This is a genomic window from Alcaligenes faecalis (assembly GCF_005311025.1).
Taxonomy (GTDB): Bacteria; Pseudomonadota; Gammaproteobacteria; order Burkholderiales; family Burkholderiaceae_B; genus Alcaligenes; species Alcaligenes phenolicus.
The window spans coordinates 915,756-933,200 of sequence record NZ_CP031747.1; the positions used below are offsets into that span (position 1 = coordinate 915,756).

Genomic DNA, 17,445 nt, shown 5'->3' on the forward strand with positions numbered 1-17,445 from the left:
CACGGTGGCAAAAGCTCAGGCACAGAGTAAGTCGGGTCCGCGCTACGGCGATTTGAAACGTCGTCTCGTTTTCCTGTTGCTCGCCCTGATTGTCTACCGCTTGGGTACGCACATTCCGGTACCAGGCATCAATCCTGATGCCTTGTCCGAACTGTTTACTCAAAACCAGAGTGGTATTCTGGGTTTGTTTAACATGTTCTCCGGTGGTGCTTTAGAGCGATTCTCAGTGTTCGCACTGGGAATCATGCCCTACATCTCTGCGTCCATCATCATGCAATTGATGACCGCTGTGGTGCCCACGCTGGAAGCAATCAAGAAAGAGGGTGAGTCGGGTCGTCGCAAGATCACGCAATACACCCGTTACGGAACGGTCTTTTTGGCTTTGTTCCAGGGAGTTGGGATTTCCATCGCTCTAGAATCGCAGCCCGGTCTGGTTATCGACCCAGGGATGCTGTTTCGCTTCACGACAGTGGTAACACTGGTCACTGGCACCATGTTCGTCATGTGGCTGGGTGAACAAATCACTGAACGTGGATTGGGTAATGGTATTTCCATCCTGATCTTCGCCGGTATCGTAGCGGGTCTGCCTAATGCTTTGGGCGGTATGCTTGATCTGGTGCGTACGGATTCCATGTCGATTCTATCGGCACTGTTTATCCTCGTTTTAGTAGCCGCCGTCACGTACTTCGTCGTCTTTGTCGAGCGTGGTCAGCGTCGTATCACGGTCAACTACGCCAAACGGCAAGTAGGTAACCGTATCTATGGTGGTCAAAGCTCGCATTTGCCGCTGAAACTGAACATGGCTGGCGTGATCCCTCCGATCTTCGCTTCGTCCATCATTCTGTTGCCAGCGACAATTGCTAATTGGTTCTCCAGCACACCCGGTCTGGGTTGGTTGCGTGAAATCGAGGCTGCTTTGTCGCCGCGTCAGCCGCTTTACATTACTTTGTTCTCCGCGCTGATCATTTTGTTCTGCTTTTTCTACACGGCCCTGGTGTTCAACAGCCGCGAAACTGCAGACAACCTGAAAAAGAGTGGAGCCTTCGTACCAGGGATTCGTCCCGGTGATCAGACAGCGCGTTATATCGACAAGATTTTGATGCGTCTGACTTTGGCCGGTGCGATCTACATTACCTTGGTGTGTTTGGTACCAGAGTTCTTGCAAATGCGCTGGAATGTACCGTTCTATTTTGGCGGCACATCCTTGCTGATTATTGTTGTAGTAACCATGGACTTCATGGCGCAGGCCCAGGCCTATGTCATGTCACAACAATACGACTCGCTGCTCAAGAAGGCTAACTTCAAAGGCTCGAGCTTGCCGATGCGGTAATTCACGAAAATGGCAAAGGACGACGTCATTCAAATGCAGGGACAGGTTCTTGAGAACCTTCCCAACGCAACTTTTCGCGTCAAGCTGGAAAATGGTCACGTAGTGCTCGGATACATTTCAGGCAAAATGCGTATGCACTATATCCGGATTCTGCCGGGCGATAAGGTCACTGTGGAGCTCACGCCCTATGATCTATCCCGAGCACGAATTGTGTTCCGCTCCAAATAAGCGGCCGGTTACAGGAAACTAGGAGTCAAACCATGAAGGTAATGGCATCAGTAAAGCGGATCTGCCGCAACTGCAAAATCATTAAACGTCATGGCGTGGTGCGTGTCATCTGCACCGATCCACGTCATAAGCAGCGTCAAGGCTAAGTTGCCGAAACGCAACCGATTTAACAAGGAATAACCATGGCCCGTATTGCCGGCATTAACATCCCGCCGCATCAACACGCCGAAATCGGTCTTACCGCGATTTTCGGCATCGGTCGCACCCGCGCTCGCAAGATTTGCGAAGCATCGGGTATTGAATACTCCAAGAAGGTCAAAGATCTGACCGACGCGGAACTCGAGCGCATTCGCGAACAGATCGGCCTGTTCACCGTAGAAGGTGACCTGCGTCGTGAAGTTCAGCTCTCGATCAAGCGTTTGGCTGACTTGGGAACTTACCGTGGCATGCGTCATCGTCGCGGTCTGCCAGTGCGCGGCCAACGTACACGCACTAACGCTCGCACCCGTAAAGGTCCGCGTCGCGCCGCCGCGTCCCTGAAGAAATAATCGAGGAATAGAAGATGGCCAAAGCTTCTAGCAGCGCTTCACGCGCACGCAAGAAAGTCAAAAAAAGCGTGTCGGACGGGATTGCTCACGTCCACGCTTCTTTTAACAACACGATCATCACCATTACTGACCGTCAGGGCAACGCATTGTCCTGGGCTACGTCGGGTGGCGCGGGCTTTAAAGGCTCTCGTAAATCCACGCCGTTTGCCGCGCAGGTTGCCGCTGAAACAGCCGGCCGTACTGCCATGGAATACGGTATTAAAAATCTTGAAGTTCGCATCAAGGGCCCCGGTCCAGGCCGTGAATCGTCTGTGCGTGCTCTGAATGCTCTGGGTATCAAGATCACCAGCATTGCAGACATCACACCGGTTCCGCATAACGGCTGCCGTCCGCCCAAGCGTCGTCGCATCTAAGGGGAAGCGAAGTGGCTCGTTATATTGGACCAAAATGCAAGCTCTCGCGTCGCGAGGGTACCGATCTGTTTTTGAAGAGCGCCCGTCGCTCGCTGGATTCCAAGTGCAAACTGGAATCGCGTCCTGGTCAGCACGGCCGCACCTCCGGTGCTCGTACGTCTGACTTCGGTCTGCAGCTGCGCGAAAAGCAAAAGCTCAAGCGTATGTACGGCGTGCTGGAAAAGCAGTTCCGCAAGTACTACGTTGAAGCTGACCGCCGTCGTGGCAACACCGGTGAAACGCTGATTCAATTGCTGGAATCGCGTCTGGACAACGTGGTTTACCGCATGGGCTTTGGCTCTACACGTGCAGAAGCACGTCAGCTGGTGAACCACCGTGCAATCGAAGTCAACGGTCACACCGCTGACATCGCTTCCATGCTGATCAAGGCTGGTGACGTTGTTTCCGTGCGCGAAAAAGCTAAATCCCAAGGCCGTATCAAGGAATCCCTGGATCTGGCTACGGGCATTGGCTTGCCTCAGTGGGTAGAAGTTGACACCGCCAAGCTGTCCGGCGTGTTCAAGCAAGCTCCTGATCGCGCTGATGTCGCTCAAGACATCAACGAATCGCTGGTTGTTGAGTTGTACTCGCGTTAATTTTGTACGCGAAGACCTCTTACGCAATGCAGTAATCGCAGGCCCACTTCCCGATTTTCGGCAAGTGGGCTTTGCGATACTATCCCGCTGGCTTTGCCAGTTTCCGTCAGCCTTATCGGTGTAACGAGCCGAGGGTATTGAAAAGGAAATCGAATGTCTCAAGGTTTTTTGAAACCCCGTTCCATCGAAGTTGAACCGATCAGCAAAAATCACGCCAAGGTGATCATGGAGCCTTTCGAGCGCGGCTACGGCCACACTCTGGGCAACGCACTGCGTCGTATCTTGCTGTCCTCCATGACCGGCTATGCACCCACTGAAGTGCAGATTACCGGTGTGGTGCACGAGTACTCCACGCTGCCAGGCGTGGGCGAGGACGTGGTTGATATCTTGATGAACCTGAAGGGCGTGGTCTTCAAGCTGCACAGCCGTGAAGAAGTTACCCTGATTCTGCGCAAGGAAGGCGCCGGCCAAGTTCTGGCCAGCGACATCGAATTGCCGCACGACGTTGAAATCATCAACCCCAATCATGTGATTGCCACCTTGACCGACGACGGCAAGCTGGAAATGCAAATCAAGGTTGAGCAAGGCCGTGGCTACGTTCCTGGTAACGTGCGCGCCCTGGCTGATGATCGCACCCACACGATCGGTCGTATCGTGCTGGACGCCTCCTACAGCCCAGTGCGTCGTGTTAGCTACGCGGTCGAAAACGCCCGTGTGGAACAGCGTACTGACCTGGACAAGCTGGTTCTGGACATTGAAACCAACGGCGTGATCTCGCCCGAGGAAGCCGTGCGCCAGTCCGCTCGCATCCTGATGGATCAAATCTCTGTGTTTGCTGCTCTGGAAGGTGTGGGCGATGCCTACGAAGCTCCAGTGCGTGGCGCTCCACAGATCGATCCTGTGTTGCTGCGTCCTGTCGACGATCTGGAACTGACGGTTCGTTCCGCAAACTGCCTGAAAGCCGAAAATATCTACTACATCGGCGATCTGATCCAGCGTACCGAAAACGAGCTGTTGAAGACTCCAAACCTGGGTCGCAAATCCTTGAACGAAATCAAGGAAGTGTTGGCTGCACGTGGTCTGACTTTGGGCATGAAGCTCGAAAACTGGCCACCACTGGGTCTTGAGCGTCCATAAGTAGTAAGCAAGACAGACGTACTTAGACGCCGCTTACACTTTTTCTGGTGTTGTACACCTGCAAAAAGTGTAGGTGGCGGCTGAAAATGTGCTATTGTTTTGCGCTGTCCATCTGGTCCGCAGCTTAGCTGATAGAAGAACCGGATTTACGCATGTCGCATAAGCGGCATGCCAATTAGATTCATTATTTAGGAAAATCATCATGCGTCACCGTCACGGTCTACGTAAACTGAATCGTACCAGCAGCCACCGTTTGGCCATGTTCCGCAACATGTCCGTGTCCCTGCTGACTCACGAAGCCATCAAAACCACCCTGCCTAAAGCTAAAGAGCTGCGCCGCGTGGTTGAGCCTCTGATCACTTTGGCTAAAAACCCAACCTTGGCAAACCGTCGTCTGGCTTTCGCCCGTCTGCGCGACCGCGATGCAGTGACCAAGCTGTTTGAAGTTTTCGGCCCACGTTACCAAGAGCGTAACGGCGGCTACACCCGCATCCTGAAAATGGGTTTCCGTCAGGGTGACAACGCTCCTATGGCATTCATGGAGCTGGTGGATCGTCCAGAAGTTCAGGAAGAAGCCGCTGCTGAATAAGCGCCGCTTGTTTCTACAGTAGTATTGAAAACGGACTCTCAGGAGTCCGTTTTTTTATTGGCCAGATGCTTGCCAAAGTCATGGCAAGGCACTGTTATGCAAGGGTTTTTACCAAGGTTTGCGGGCCGCATAACTTTAAAGTTCAAATAATTGCAGGCAATTGATAAAACCGGCAGTGATCCGATAGTGGGCCTTGGGGCCGCTCCCTAAAATCTGCGCTATGTCAGCTTCGCCATGGTGGTGAGCTGTAAAGAACGACGATTTTCAGGAGACTGGCGATGGCACAGAATACATTGCTCACACACGATAAGTTTCTGCTGGGAACCTTTGCCACTAACTGCGGTGGTGGCATGACGGTATCGACCTTGCCGGATCGCTGGCAAGCTACGTGGGAAAACAATCTGAAGCTGGGCAAGCTGCTGGACGATGCTGGCATCGACTTCATGCTGCCTATCGCCCGTTGGATTGGTTACGGTGGCGAAACCGATTTCCACGGCTACGTACTGGAAACCGTCACCTGGGCGACTGCTTTGCTGGCCAATACTCGCAATATCAGCGTGTTTTCCACTGTGCACACGGTTGCTAACCATCCCGTGGTGATTGCCAAGCAAATCGCCACCATGGCCCAGATGAGCGGCAACCGGGTCGGTTTGAATATCGTGGCCGGCTGGAACAAGCCTGAGTATGACGCCTTGGGCGTGAAGCTGCCTGATGATCATGAAACCCGCTACGGCTATGCGCAAGAATGGTTCGATCTGATCAAGAAGATCTGGCACCACGATGGCCGTTTCGATTGGGATGGCAAATACTTCCAGGCCAAGGGTGTCTACGGCAATCCCCGTCCTGAATTTGATCCGCCTATCTTTAATGCCGCTGGTTCTGGTCAAGGCCGTGAGTTTGCCAGCCGCAATGCCAACTTCCTGTTCACGCCCGCCATGGAGCTGGAGCGCTCCAGGAAAGAAGTGGCCGAGCTCAAGGCGCAGGGCCAGGCACAAGGTCGCAAGGTCGATGTGATGACGTTCTCGCACGTGGTTTGCCGTCCTACGGAAGCCGAGGCCAAGGCCGAGTGGGAACGCATCATGGGCAATATCGATAATGGCGCTGTGGATAATCTGATGAATTTGCAGTTTGCCCACGCTCATTCTTTCCCGCACGAACTGCTGGAGCAGATTCGCGAGCGCATGGCGGCTGGCCACGGCGGTTTCCCGCTGGTGGGTACACCCGAGCAAGTGGCCGACGGTTTGTGTGCTCTGCACGAAGCCGGTTTCCGGGGAACAACCTTGTCCTTTGTGGACTATGTAAAGGAATTCCCTTATTTCCGTGATACTGTGCTGCCTTTGTTGCAGCAGCGTGGCATTCGCTAAGAGCGATCTGCTGGCTATCGGGCAGGCTTTGGTTTGCTCAGGGGGATAGCCAGTTCACATAAGCCACGCAGGCAGCACCGTCCTGATGACTGTGCTGCCCATAAGATTAGAAAAGGTGAATCATGCCTGTGGAATTGGCTTCCTTGCCGACAGACCAAGCGCTACACGTGCCTGGGGTTTCTGCCGAGCAGTTCAAACTTGCTATGCGCCATCTGGGTGGCACGGCCAATGTGATTACGGTCGAACACCAGGGCCAGCGCAGCGGCCTGACTGCGACTTCGGTGACCTCGGTAGCCGCAGATCCGGCAGAGGTGCTGGTCTGCGTGAATCAAAGCTCCTCGTCCTGGCCTTTGATGCGAGACAGTGGTCTGTTTGGTGTGAATATCCTGGGTGTCGAGCAGGCAGGCATGGCTTTGCAGTTTGCCGGTTTCAAAGGCGAGCAAGGCGATGCGCGTTATGCCGGGCACGATTGGCTGCGTACCGGGCACGGCATCTGGCTGGCTCGACAGGCTCCCGCCGCTTTGGCCTGCCAGATTGTGGAAGTAATTGAACGCCATAGCCACGCCTTGGTATTGGGCCGTGTGTTGCAGGTGCACCATGCCGAGCAGGAACAGGATTCGCCCTTGCTGTACTGGCAGGGACGTTTTGGCCGCTTTCAGGGCCAGTAAATCGGCGGGCTTGTTCTCCCTGGCTGGATGCCTGAGCTGGGCCTAGGGATAGTCTCGATGTTGCAGTGCGAGAGGCTGTGCCACACTAAGGCACAGCTTTTTTATCGCCTGTTGCGACGCTCATGACCACCATACTGAATCGCTATGCCCAGCTGCATTCGCAGGATGTGGACTGCGTTCAGCACTATATCTCCCAGGTTTTCTGCCCGCATAGTCTGACTTTGGCGGATACCCGTCAGCGCCTGAATGCACGCCTGTATCTACGCCAAGGCCAGGATGTGGCCTATGGTCGTTTGCGCTATGGAGCGCAGGTGCAGATTGCGCCTCAGCCACTGGACGACTTCTATCTTTTGCAAATCCCCCTGTCGGGGCAAGAGCAGATTCATACGGCGCACGGACGTTTCGCGTCTACTTCGCGCTTGGCGTCCATCATTAGCCCGACTCAAGCCTTCAGCATGGAACATAGCCTGGAGGCCGATAAGCTGTTTGTGCGTATTGGACGCCAAGGGCTGGAGCGCCATTACCAGGATTATTTTGCGCAGCCCGTGCGCGGCCCACTGGAGTTTCAGCCTTCCATTCCTTTGGATGCGCCCGGTGGGGCTAGTTTGCGCCGCTTGCTGGATTGGCAGTTTGCCGAAGTGTCGGATGGCACCTTGTTTGATCAGCCGCGCCAGGTGCGCCAGTTCGAGCAGACATTGATCTATGCCTTGTTCGAGCTGCATCAGCACAATCAGCCCACTCACAAGACTGCAGCAGCCTTGCCGCATGTTTTGCGACGGGCCCTGGATTTCATGGAAAGCCAGACCGGCCAGCCCATCACCATTGGCGATATTGCCCAGGCGGCGGGTGTCAGCGTGCGCAGCCTGTATGCCGGGTTCCGAGAACATCTGGGTGTCGCACCGATGGCGCGTCTAAAGCAGATGCGTCTGGAAGCGGCCCGCCGATATTTGCAGGAAGGTGGCATGTCAGTCACCGAGGTGGCCCTGGCCTGTGGCTTTACCCACCTGGGACAGTTCTCTGCTGACTATCGCTATCGCTATGGCGAGCGCCCCTCTGAAACATTAAGCGGCCTGACTCGACCTCGGTCCAGCATCTAAGCGCCGGCATCCGGCGCTACACTAAGGGCTTGATTAGGAGCCCTGCATGTCCTCTGAGAATTCCTTCAGTTCCAAACCTAAACTGGCCTTGACCTTGCCCGATCTGGATGCACAGCAATTGGTGCTGGTGCAGACGACGGTGCCCGATATGATGCTGGCCAAATACCTGGCTCATCACCTGGTTGAAGATGGAATTGCCGCTTGTGCGAACCTTGCGCCCGCCAGTTTGTCTATGTACATGTGGCAAGGGGAGTTACAGGGTGATGAGGAAATCACGCTGACTTTCAAAACCACAGTGGCCCGGCTACCGGAACTGGCAGATCGCTTGCGAGAGCAGCATCCTTACGAACTGCCTGAATTGATTGTGCTTCCGGTTGTTGGTGGTTTCACCGCTTATCTGGATTGGGTCCGCACCCAGACGCGTCCAGCGTGATCTCAGATAGCCCAGCCTAAAAAACCGGAATAGATTTGTGCCTTTGTCTTTGAAGCGTTCCCCGTTTTCTGCCCAGCGTCTTGGCGCGTGGTTTGCTGTTTTCTTTGTCCTGATGCTGGCCTGGCTGGCAACGCCATTGACGGCGCAGGCAGAAGAAGAGTTTCTGGACCCGGAACAGGCGTTTGTACTGACCGCGGCCATGAGCCAGCCCGATCAGCTGGATATCCATTTCCAGATTGCGCCTGAATACTATATGTATCGCAAGCGCTTCGGGATCTCGACCGAGAAGGCCGAACATTTGGGTGCTCCCCAGCTTCCCGATGGCGAAAAGGTGTACGACCCTACCTTTGACGAAGTCATGGAGGTCTACCGCAACTCGGTCACCCTGCGAGTGCCTGTTCTGGCCGATAGCGGTACGGGCCAGGATCTGAAAATTGATGTGGTTAGCCAGGGTTGTGCCGATGCTGGCCTGTGCTATTCCCCCTCTACGCAAACCTTGACCCTGATCCCCACCGGACAGGGTTGGGAAGTGGCAGGCCCCTTTGGTGTGGTGTCGGTGCCTGCGCCGGGTGAAGGCTCGGATCAGAAAGCAGACACCGCAGCCACGACGTCTACGGCTACATCTGCCAGCACAGGTGGTGTCGCGTCGGCCTTGAGCCTGAGTGATGTGGGCTTGGCGGATTATCTCAAGCAAGCAGGTTGGGGGCAGATTGTGCTGCTGAGCTTTGTGTTCGGCTTGCTGCTGTCCTTTACACCCTGCGTCTTGCCGATGGTGCCGATTCTGCTGTCCATCATTGCGGGCCGTAATCAGCCTGCGCCATCGCGCTGGCATGGTTTGAAAATGGCTTTTGCCTTTGTGCTGGGCTTGTCTCTGGTCTACACCTTGCTGGGTGTGGCGGCAGGTTTGCTGGGCGCAGGCTTGGCAAGCTGGTTGCAGAATCCGTGGGTCTTGGGCTTGTTTGCCCTGATCCTGGTGGTGCTGGCCTTGTCCATGCTGGATGTATTTACGGTGCAGGCCCCGGCAGCGCTGCAAAATCGCCTGAATGAAACCATGAACCGTTTGCCGGGTGGGCAGATGGGTGGCGTGTTCCTGATGGGCATGCTGTCTGCGCTGATCGTCGGCCCTTGCGTAGCAGCGCCTTTGGCGGGTGTGCTGCTGTTTATTTCGCAGACGGGTGATGTGGTCCTGGGCGGCTCGGCTCTGTTCGCCTTGGCCTGGGGGTCGGGCGTGTTGCTGCTGATTGTGGGCGCGGGTTCTGGCAGTGTGTTGCCCAAGGCCGGTGCCTGGATGGAAAGTGTCAAAACCGCATTTGGTGTCTTGTTGTTGGCTACGGCCTGGTGGATGGTCTCGCCCTTGATGTCTGGCACGATCGCGGTCTTTGGCTGGGTCGTTTTGGCTTTGTGGGCCGCGGCCTTGTTGGGTGCATTTGGGCGCGGTACGGCAGCGCGCACACCTTGGTCGGGTTTGCGTCAGGGCGTAGGCATGATGCTGGCGGTCTGGGCCATCATGATGATGATCAGTATTGCCCTGGGTCGTCCTAGCGTGATTCGTCCACTGGAAGGGCTGAAATCGTCCGGTACGGTGGCAGCCGCTCCAAGCAAAGTGGAGTTTCAGCGCGTACTCACTTTGCAGGAGCTGGAAGGACGGCTGGCCAAGACCACCCGTCCCGTCATGCTGGATTTCTATGCAGACTGGTGTGTGTCTTGCATTGAAATGGAGAATTTCACGTTCAGTGATCCTGCGGTTGCACAGCGTATGGCACAGTTTGATTTGCTGCAGGTGGATGTGACAGCCAACACTCCCGAGGACAGGGAGTTGCTGAAACATTTCCGCCTGTTTGGCCCTCCCGGCATCATGTTTTTCGATTCCAAGGGGAAACAGCTGGAACAATTGCGCGTGATCGGTTTTCAGGATGCCAGTCGCTTTTCCAAGGTGCTGGATGAGGTTCTGGCCGGTGCCTGAAGTTCCTGATTTGCCCCGAATCGGCCTTATCAGGGCTTAACAGACGATAGATCGTCGCGTACACACAACAAAAAACGCAGCTCACAGGCTGCGTTTTTTGCGTTCTGATTGATGTGAATCAGCAGTTCTGTTCGCGCATCAGCTTGGCGGCTTCGATGGCGAAATAGGTCAGAATGCCGTCGCCACCAGCACGCTTGAATGCCAGCAGAGACTCCATCATGACCTTGTCGTGATCCAGCCAGCCGTTCTGGGCGGCAGCCTTGATCATCGCGTACTCGCCGCTGACTTGGTAGGCGTAGGTTGGCATGCCAAAGGCGTCTTTTACGTCGCGCAGGATGTCCAGGTAAGGCAGGCCAGGTTTGACCATGACCATATCGGCACCTTCGCGGATATCGGCGGCCACTTCGCGCAGGGCTTCGTTACGGTTGGCGGGGTCCATCTGGTAGGTGTTCTTGTTGGAACGGCCCAGATTGGCAGCCGAGCCCACCGCGTCGCGGAAGGGGCCGTAGAAGGCGCTGGCGTACTTGGCCGAGTAAGCCATGATGCGGGTGTGGATGAACTGGTCCTTGTCCAGAGCAGCGCGAATGGAGCCGATGCGGCCGTCCATCATGTCGCTGGGGGCCACAATGTCCACGCCAGCCTGGGCCTGCGTCTGGGCCTGACGGATCAGCATGGCGACCGTCTCTTCGTTCAGGATGTGACCGGCTTCGTCCAGAATGCCGTCCTGGCCGTGGCTGGTGTAGGGGTCCAGAGCCACGTCAGTCAGCACGCCCAGCTCGGGGAATTGCTGCTTGAGCATGCCCACCACGCGCGGAATCAGGCCGTTCGGGTTGGCGGCTTCGCTGCCATCCGGCGTTTTCAGGGACGGGTCGATGGACGGGAACAGGGACAACACGGGGATGCCCAGCTCCAGACACTGTTCGGCCACGCGCATCAGTTCATCAGGCGAATAGCGCATGACGCCGGGCATGGAGCCCACTTGCTCCTGAACTTTCTCGCCTTCACGTACAAAGACCGGGTAGATCAGGTCGTCTGTGGACAGGCGGTTTTCACGCACCAGACGGCGGGAAAACTCGTCGCGGCGGTTACGACGCAGGCGAGTATTTGGAAAGTCGGCAGGAGGAATAAAACGAGTCATGGAACAACCTTCGGAGAAATCCAGTTTTCGATGCATTCGGTCGCTTCGGGCAAGCCGATACGATCAGTGGAGGAGAAGGGCAGCGCATGCAGGGCGCCAATTTCCCGGAGTTGGCGGCGCACTTCGGCCACCGCCTTGATGCGTTGACCATACGGCAGTTTGTCGGCCTTGGTCAAAAGCGCCAGGACGGGCTTGCCGGTAGGCGCAATCCAATCGGCCAGGCGCATATCCAGGTCGGTCACGCCGCGTCGGATGTCGATTAGCAACACAATGCCGGCAATCGAGGGGCGGGAGACCAGGTACTCGCCCAGAATTTCGGCCCAGTCCTGCTTTTCGTGGCGCGCCACGGCGGCGTAGCCGTAGCCGGGCAAGTCCACCAGGTGGCCCAGAAAGTCGCCCGGCGAGAGCGGGTCGGGGATACCGAACATATTGATCAGGCGTGTTCGTCCCGGCGTTTTACTGGAAAAAGCCAGTTTCCGTTGGTTGGCCAACACATTGATGGCGGAGGATTTGCCCGCATTGGAGCGCCCCACAAAACAGACCTCTGGCGGTCCGGGAGGGGGCAGCTGATCGATCTGAGCAGCTGAAATCGTGAAGTGAGCGCGGTGCAGTATCGACATGGTTGCAGCGTAATTCCATATTGGTTCAGCGCCTATTGTATAATCTCTCGATTTGAAACAGTAATGTCGTAGTCCACTGGGTACTGACCAGCGGCTTACGGTGGCTTTTGCGGGGCGCATGCGGCACCCCGATTGATTCGCGATTATCGAGGTCCAAATGAAGCGTGCGCTTTCCCGAGTCGTTATCGCAAGCAGCCTGACGATGGCTTGCTCTGTGGTTTTTACCGCTAACGTGGCCAATGCAGCTGGTCTGCCCAAGCCAGATGCCGCCAAAGGCGAGCAGCTCTACCTGCAAGGTGAGATGTCGCGTGGCGTGCTGGCCTGTGTGACCTGTCACGGGGATGGCGGCAACAGTATTATTCCGGTCAACCCGTCGCTGGCTCACCAGCCGTACGAGTACCTGGTCAAGCAGCTGCACGATTTCCGTGCCAAGGACGAGAAGTCTGTGCCTTCTCGTCGCGGCCCTGAGGGCGCCAACAGCCTGATGACCGCCATTGCTGCCGGCATGACCGAAGAAGACATGCAAAACGTGGCTTTCTTCCTGTCCCAACAGCCCGTGAACTGGGATCAGGCAGCTAACGCTACCAAAGAAGACACCATGGAACGTGGCCAGAAGATCTGGCGCGGCGGTTTGCCCGAGCGCGGTGTTGCGGCCTGTGCCGCTTGCCACTCGCCTGATGGCGCTGGTATGCCCGGTCAGTTCCCCCGTCTGGCTGGCCAGCACCCTGCCTACATTGCCGAACAGCTCAAATTGTTCCGCAGCGGCGACCGTGCCAATGGCCCGATGATGCATGACATCGCGGATCGCATGTCGGACGCCGACATTGCAGCCGTGTCAGATTTCGCAGCTGGCCTGCGTTAATCAGTCCAAGGGGGCCATTGGCCCCCTGACTGTCTGAAGCCTGACATTCGCTTTTTGGCCCCAGCTTCCTGATAGTCATGGCAGTTTGGGAGCCTTAACAACGGGCAGTGCCGATTTGGGCCGGGTCTCGTGTTGGTGTTTTGTCCAGCGATCGAACTTTGTGTGCGTTCTGCGTTCAAAGTCTGGATGTTTCCGGTGAAACCCCCCACCTCCTAAGCTAGCCTTTGTGAAAAAAGTATCCCCCGTACGTCGCTTTGCGGCCGATTTCCTGGAATTGCTCGGTTCGATGCGCTTTGCCATCAGCTTGCTGATGTTCATTTGCGTAGCTAGTCTGATCGGCACTGTTCTGGCGCAAAATCAGCCCGCCAATACGTATATCGATCAATTCGGGCCGTACTGGTTTGAATTTTTCGACCATTTCTCGATCTGGTCCATCTACAACAGTGGCTGGTTCATGGTCATCATGACGTTTCTGGTGGTCTCGACCACGCTGTGCGTCATTCGTAATGCCCCCAAGATGATCCGTGAAATGCGCACGTTCAAAGAGCATGTGCGCGGCGGCAGTCTGAAAGCCTTTCCCCATCGTGTTGAACTGGAAAGTGCCGGTGCTCCCGAACATAATCGCGAGCAGGTGCAAGGCTGGTTGCAGTCCCAGGGTTACGCCGTGCGCGTGCGTCAGGATGACGACGGCAGCATGATGATGGCAGCCAAGAAGGGCAGCGCCAACAAGCTGGGTTACATTTTTGCCCACTTGGCGATTGTGGTGATCTGTGTGGGCGGCCTGCTCGACAGCGAATTGCCCGTGCGCCTGCAAGTGTGGCTGGGTGGCAAACAGCCCATTACTGAAAACATGCTGATTTCCCAGGTGCCCGAGTCGGGTCGACTTGGCTTGGGCAATCCTAGCTTCCGCGCCAATATGCTGGTGCCAGAGGGGGCCCGTACGGCTACTGCCGTGGTCAATTCCGGTGAAGGCGTCCTGATTCAGCCCTTGCCTTTTGCCCTGGAACTCAAGCGTTTCCTGGTGGAGTACTACTCAACCGGCATGCCCAGCAGCTTCAAGAGTGAAGTGGAAGTTACCGATCCCGTCACGGGCGATACGTTCGAGCGCACCATCGAGGTGAACGAGCCGCTGCGCTACAAAGGTGTCACGGTTTACCAGTCCGGTTTTGACGATGGCGGCAGTATTCTCAGCCTGAAGGGCTATCCCTTGGTAGGCCCTGGTTCCAAGACCTTTGCGCTAAATGGCAAAGTGGGCGAAACCGTGGGCATTGCGGCCCAGGAAAGCCCCAACGAACATGCTTTGACGGTTCAGTTGACCGAGCTGCGCCCCATCAACGTGGAGAACCTGACTGAGGGTGATCCTCAGCCCAAGGCCATGATTGAACACGTAGCCGCGGTTACTGGTAGCGCTGCCAACAAGAAAGATCAGCATCTGAAGAACGTCGGCCCCAGCGTGAACTATCGCTTGATCGACGATCAGGGCCAGTCCCGCGAGTTTGTGAACTACATGCTGCCTGTGGAGCTGGATGGCACCCTGGTGTTTCTGGCCGGTATGCGTTTCTCGCCCGCCGAGCCGTTTCGCTATGTGCGTTTCCCGGCTGACGACAAGGGTTCCTTGAAGGAATTCATGGATTTGCGTGCGGCCACGCAGAACGAGGCCCTGGTGACCCAGGCGGCCGAGCGCTTTGCCGAGCGTAACTCTTCGTCGCCCGAGCAAAAAGAGCTGATGCTCTCCGCGTCCAGAACTGCTTTGCAGACGTTTGTGCGTGCCGGTTTTGATGGCTTGATCAGCCGTGTCCCCGAGGCCGAGCGCGAGCGTATTCTGGGTTTTGCAATTCCCATGATTCAGTTCACACTGTCGGAATTGCGTGATTTGATCAGGCAGCAACAAGGTTTGCCAGAGCTGGATTACAGTCAGGAAAATAGCGATGCCAATCGCTGGATTCAGTCTGCTGTACTGGCGTTTGCCAACCTGCCTGATTACCCGGCACCGGTTATGTTGACCTTGGACAGCTTTGAGCAAGTTCAGGCCAGCGTATTCCAGGTGGCGCGCAGCCCAGGCATGTACATTGTGTACTTGGGTTGCTTGTTTCTGATTATTGGCGTGTTCTCGATGTTCTATATCCGGGATCGCCGTGTGTGGGTCTGGATTCGCCCTCACAACCAAGGCAGCAGTGTCATGGCTGCCATGACATCTCAACGTCGCAACTTGGACTTTAACCTCGAGTTTGATCGCCTTAAAGCGGCGTTCAACCGGCTATCTGTCTGACAAGGTGTAGCTACTATGGCGCAGACCCTTTCTTCGGCCACTCCCTCGATGTGGCAAGACAATATCGCTTCCAGTGGTGACCGGCGCGGTATCCGTGGCCGTCCGGACTGGACGGATGTGCTGTTTCTGGTGGTACTGGCTTTGGGTGCGGCGTATGCGCTCAATGTGTACAGCACCAGTATGGATTACTACGAAAAGATCATTCTGGTGGCTTTTGTGCCGTTTGTGGCCTGGCTGGGGTGGTTGTGGCGTCCGTTGCGCACGCTGCTGGTGTTGTCTGGTTTGACAGCTTTGCTGGCGGTCTGGCTGTACAGCACGGGTGATGGTTTGGGCACCGGCGATATTGAAAAGGCCGATTCGGTTTTTCTGCTGAAGTATTTGTTCTCTTCCCAGTCCGCCATTTTGTGGATGTGCGCGCTGTTCATTCTGGCTACGGTGATGTACTGGGCTGGTTTTTTCAGCAGTACGGCTGCTTGGATGGGGTCGGGGCTGACCTGGGCGGCGATCTATGCCGGGATGACGGGTTTGCTGGTGCGCTGGCGTGAAGGCCACTTGTTGGGTCCGGACATCGGTCATATCCCGGTCAGCAATCTGTATGAAGTGTTTGTGCTGCTGGCGCTGATTACTGCCTTGTTCTACATGTATTACGAGCGTCGTTACAACACGCGTGCCTTGGGTGGCTTTGTGCTGTTGGCGATCAGCTCGCTAGTTATTTTTCTGCTGTGGTATTCCTTCACGCGTGATGCACACCAGATCCAGCCTTTGGTGCCTGCGCTGAAAAGCTGGTGGATGAAGCTGCACGTGCCGGCCAACTTTATTGGTTACGGTACGTTCTCGTTGGCGGCCATGGTGGGTTTTGCGTATCTGGTTAAGGAAAATGGCGAGACGCGTTCGCGTGCCAAGCTGATTCCGGTGTTTTTGCTGGGTGCGATTCTGTGTGCCGAGCCCATGATTTTTGGTTCGCGCGAGTTGTCGCCTACCTGGATGCTGTATTTCGGTATCGGTAGTGTGATCGTGGGTACGATTCTGTATTTCCGTGGTCCGATTTCGCGCAAGCTGCCTTCGCTGGAGGTGCTTGATGACATCATGTACCGGGCGATTGCGGTGGGTTTTGCCTTCTTTACGGTGGCTACGGTGCTGGGGGCCTTGTGGGCCGCTGATGCTTGGGGCACTTACTGGCAATGGGACCCGAAAGAGACTTGGGCTTTGATTGTGTGGCTGAACTATGCGGCTTGGTTGCACTTGCGCTTGCTTAAAGGGCTGCGTGGCACGATGGCGGCATATTGGGCGCTGGGTGGGCTGCTGATTACCAGCTTTGCGTTCCTGGGCGTGAATATGTTCTTGTCGGGGCTGCATTCCTACGGGGAGCTGTAAGGTTTTTGCTGTTCTGGGGTGCTTGTGTTTGGGCTTCGGAATGGCGGTTGTAGAATTGGGAAACCCGAGTTTGGCTGAGTGCCGGACTCGGGTTTTTTTGTGGCTGTTTATTTGTTCTTTTAGGGGCGGGTGCCTGGTAGGGGCTTGAATGGTGCTTTGTGGGGTGACATAAGCGCTGGGAGACGCCGCTGGTGTGCGGGTCGGGGTGTCGGGGCTTGAGCGCTTGCCGGTGCTGCGCACCGGTGCCCTTGGCAGAAGATCGCGTAGGGCGCATCCTGAACTCGCACGATGGTTTGTCCCCCGGACAAACCATAAGCGTCGTGCTCAAACAGCAGGATGCTTGAACCCCTACGCGATCTTCTGCCCGCGGCAAGCACTCTGAATCGCCCCGACACCCCGACCCGCACACCAGCGGCTCACAGTGTTTGTTTATGGACCAGTCCTAATTTTTTCGGTGAATAGTGGGTGGGTTTAGGGGAGGCGTGATTGCGGTTTTTGGGTTAGGCGTTAATCGGAAGTTTGTTGGATTGAGGTGGCTTTGCTTAGCCAGACTCAGATCTAGACCGCTAAAACCCAAGCTAGCTCGATGTCTGTATCTATCTTCAGAACTATTTACTGCTCCAACTTTAGATACGCGCCTGGACTCGGAGCGGTAGCAGATATGAAGTGCGAAATTTAGAGTTGGGTATTACGCAGTGGTAAGTGGTGCGATCGGGCCAGAAGACTCAGGCTCTTATATGGCAGGGTGTCGGGGTGATGATGGCGTCAGGAAGGCTT

At 55.9% G+C, this 17,445-nt stretch carries 18 protein-coding genes; 16 read left to right on the forward strand and 2 right to left on the reverse strand.

Going from position 1 to position 17,445, the window contains the following annotated elements; genetic code table 11:
• Positions 1-4 precede the first annotated feature (4 nt).
• The 13 genes from secY to dsbD all read left to right on the forward strand — a co-directional run bounded on the left by secY (position 5) and on the right by dsbD (position 10,405).
• Positions 5-1,330, forward strand: a complete 1,326-nt coding sequence (gene secY, locus D0C27_RS04210; protein ID WP_003805363.1) for a preprotein translocase subunit SecY — start codon at positions 5-7, stop codon at positions 1,328-1,330.
• Positions 1,331-1,339: 9 nt separating this feature from the next.
• Positions 1,340-1,558 (forward strand): translation initiation factor IF-1, encoded by a 219-nt coding sequence (gene infA / locus D0C27_RS04215; protein ID WP_003805361.1) that lies wholly within the window; start codon positions 1,340-1,342, stop codon positions 1,556-1,558.
• A gap of 32 nt (positions 1,559-1,590) precedes the next feature.
• Positions 1,591-1,704, forward strand: a complete 114-nt coding sequence (rpmJ, locus tag D0C27_RS04220) for a 50S ribosomal protein L36 (RefSeq protein ID WP_003805360.1) — start codon at positions 1,591-1,593, stop codon at positions 1,702-1,704.
• 36 nt (positions 1,705-1,740) lie between these two features.
• Complete coding sequence (rpsM, locus tag D0C27_RS04225) at positions 1,741-2,106, forward strand: 30S ribosomal protein S13 (RefSeq protein WP_003805346.1); 366 nt, start codon at positions 1,741-1,743, stop codon at positions 2,104-2,106.
• A gap of 14 nt (positions 2,107-2,120) precedes the next feature.
• Positions 2,121-2,519: a 30S ribosomal protein S11 gene (gene rpsK, locus D0C27_RS04230; RefSeq protein WP_003805343.1), complete on the forward strand. Its 399-nt coding sequence runs from the start codon at positions 2,121-2,123 to the stop codon at positions 2,517-2,519.
• 11 nt (positions 2,520-2,530) lie between these two features.
• Positions 2,531-3,154: a 30S ribosomal protein S4 gene (gene rpsD / locus D0C27_RS04235; protein WP_009459976.1), complete on the forward strand. Its 624-nt coding sequence runs from the start codon at positions 2,531-2,533 to the stop codon at positions 3,152-3,154.
• A gap of 153 nt (positions 3,155-3,307) precedes the next feature.
• Complete coding sequence (locus D0C27_RS04240) at positions 3,308-4,291, forward strand: DNA-directed RNA polymerase subunit alpha (RefSeq protein ID WP_003805337.1); 984 nt, start codon at positions 3,308-3,310, stop codon at positions 4,289-4,291.
• A 202-nt stretch (positions 4,292-4,493) separates the two neighbouring features.
• Positions 4,494-4,880: a 50S ribosomal protein L17 gene (gene rplQ, locus D0C27_RS04245; protein WP_003805334.1), complete on the forward strand. Its 387-nt coding sequence runs from the start codon at positions 4,494-4,496 to the stop codon at positions 4,878-4,880.
• Between the two features lie 278 nt (positions 4,881-5,158).
• Positions 5,159-6,244 (forward strand): LLM class flavin-dependent oxidoreductase, encoded by a 1,086-nt coding sequence (locus D0C27_RS04250; RefSeq protein ID WP_137430483.1) that lies wholly within the window; start codon positions 5,159-5,161, stop codon positions 6,242-6,244.
• A gap of 122 nt (positions 6,245-6,366) precedes the next feature.
• Positions 6,367-6,912 (forward strand): flavin reductase family protein, encoded by a 546-nt coding sequence (locus tag D0C27_RS04255; RefSeq protein ID WP_137430484.1) that lies wholly within the window; start codon positions 6,367-6,369, stop codon positions 6,910-6,912.
• Positions 6,913-7,034: 122 nt separating this feature from the next.
• Positions 7,035-8,009: an AraC family transcriptional regulator gene (locus D0C27_RS04260; RefSeq protein ID WP_137430485.1), complete on the forward strand. Its 975-nt coding sequence runs from the start codon at positions 7,035-7,037 to the stop codon at positions 8,007-8,009.
• Positions 8,010-8,055: 46 nt separating this feature from the next.
• Positions 8,056-8,442 carry a divalent-cation tolerance protein CutA gene (gene cutA, locus D0C27_RS04265; protein WP_137430486.1) on the forward strand — a complete coding sequence of 129 codons (387 nt, stop codon included), beginning with the start codon at positions 8,056-8,058 and terminating at the stop codon, positions 8,440-8,442.
• Positions 8,443-8,479: 37 nt separating this feature from the next.
• A complete protein-coding gene (gene dsbD, locus D0C27_RS04270) occupies positions 8,480-10,405 on the forward strand; it encodes a protein-disulfide reductase DsbD (protein ID WP_137430487.1) in 1,926 nt (641 codons plus the stop codon).
• Positions 10,406-10,523: 118 nt separating this feature from the next.
• Here dsbD and hemB read toward each other — a convergent pair whose 3' ends face one another.
• Entirely contained in the window at positions 10,524-11,543 is a 1,020-nt protein-coding gene (gene hemB / locus D0C27_RS04275; protein WP_035269608.1) for a porphobilinogen synthase, read from the reverse strand.
• Positions 11,540-12,163 carry a ribosome biogenesis GTP-binding protein YihA/YsxC gene (gene yihA, locus D0C27_RS04280; RefSeq protein ID WP_009459957.1) on the reverse strand — a complete coding sequence of 208 codons (624 nt, stop codon included), beginning with the start codon at positions 12,161-12,163 and terminating at the stop codon, positions 11,540-11,542. Before yihA ends, hemB begins: the two co-directional genes overlap by 4 nt.
• 157 nt (positions 12,164-12,320) lie before the next feature.
• Between yihA and D0C27_RS04285 the strand changes: the two genes are divergently transcribed.
• The 3 genes from D0C27_RS04285 (at position 12,321) to ccsB (ending at position 16,668) form a co-directional block, all read left to right on the forward strand.
• Positions 12,321-13,025: a c-type cytochrome gene (locus D0C27_RS04285; RefSeq protein WP_026484814.1), complete on the forward strand. Its 705-nt coding sequence runs from the start codon at positions 12,321-12,323 to the stop codon at positions 13,023-13,025.
• A 226-nt stretch (positions 13,026-13,251) separates the two neighbouring features.
• Positions 13,252-15,294 carry a cytochrome c biogenesis protein ResB gene (locus D0C27_RS04290; protein WP_035269614.1) on the forward strand — a complete coding sequence of 681 codons (2,043 nt, stop codon included), beginning with the start codon at positions 13,252-13,254 and terminating at the stop codon, positions 15,292-15,294.
• A gap of 15 nt (positions 15,295-15,309) precedes the next feature.
• The gene (ccsB, locus tag D0C27_RS04295; protein ID WP_137430488.1) at positions 15,310-16,668 is read left to right on the forward strand and encodes a c-type cytochrome biogenesis protein CcsB; all 1,359 of its coding nucleotides are present in this window, start codon (positions 15,310-15,312) and stop codon (positions 16,666-16,668) included.
• Positions 16,669-17,445 lie beyond the last annotated feature (777 nt).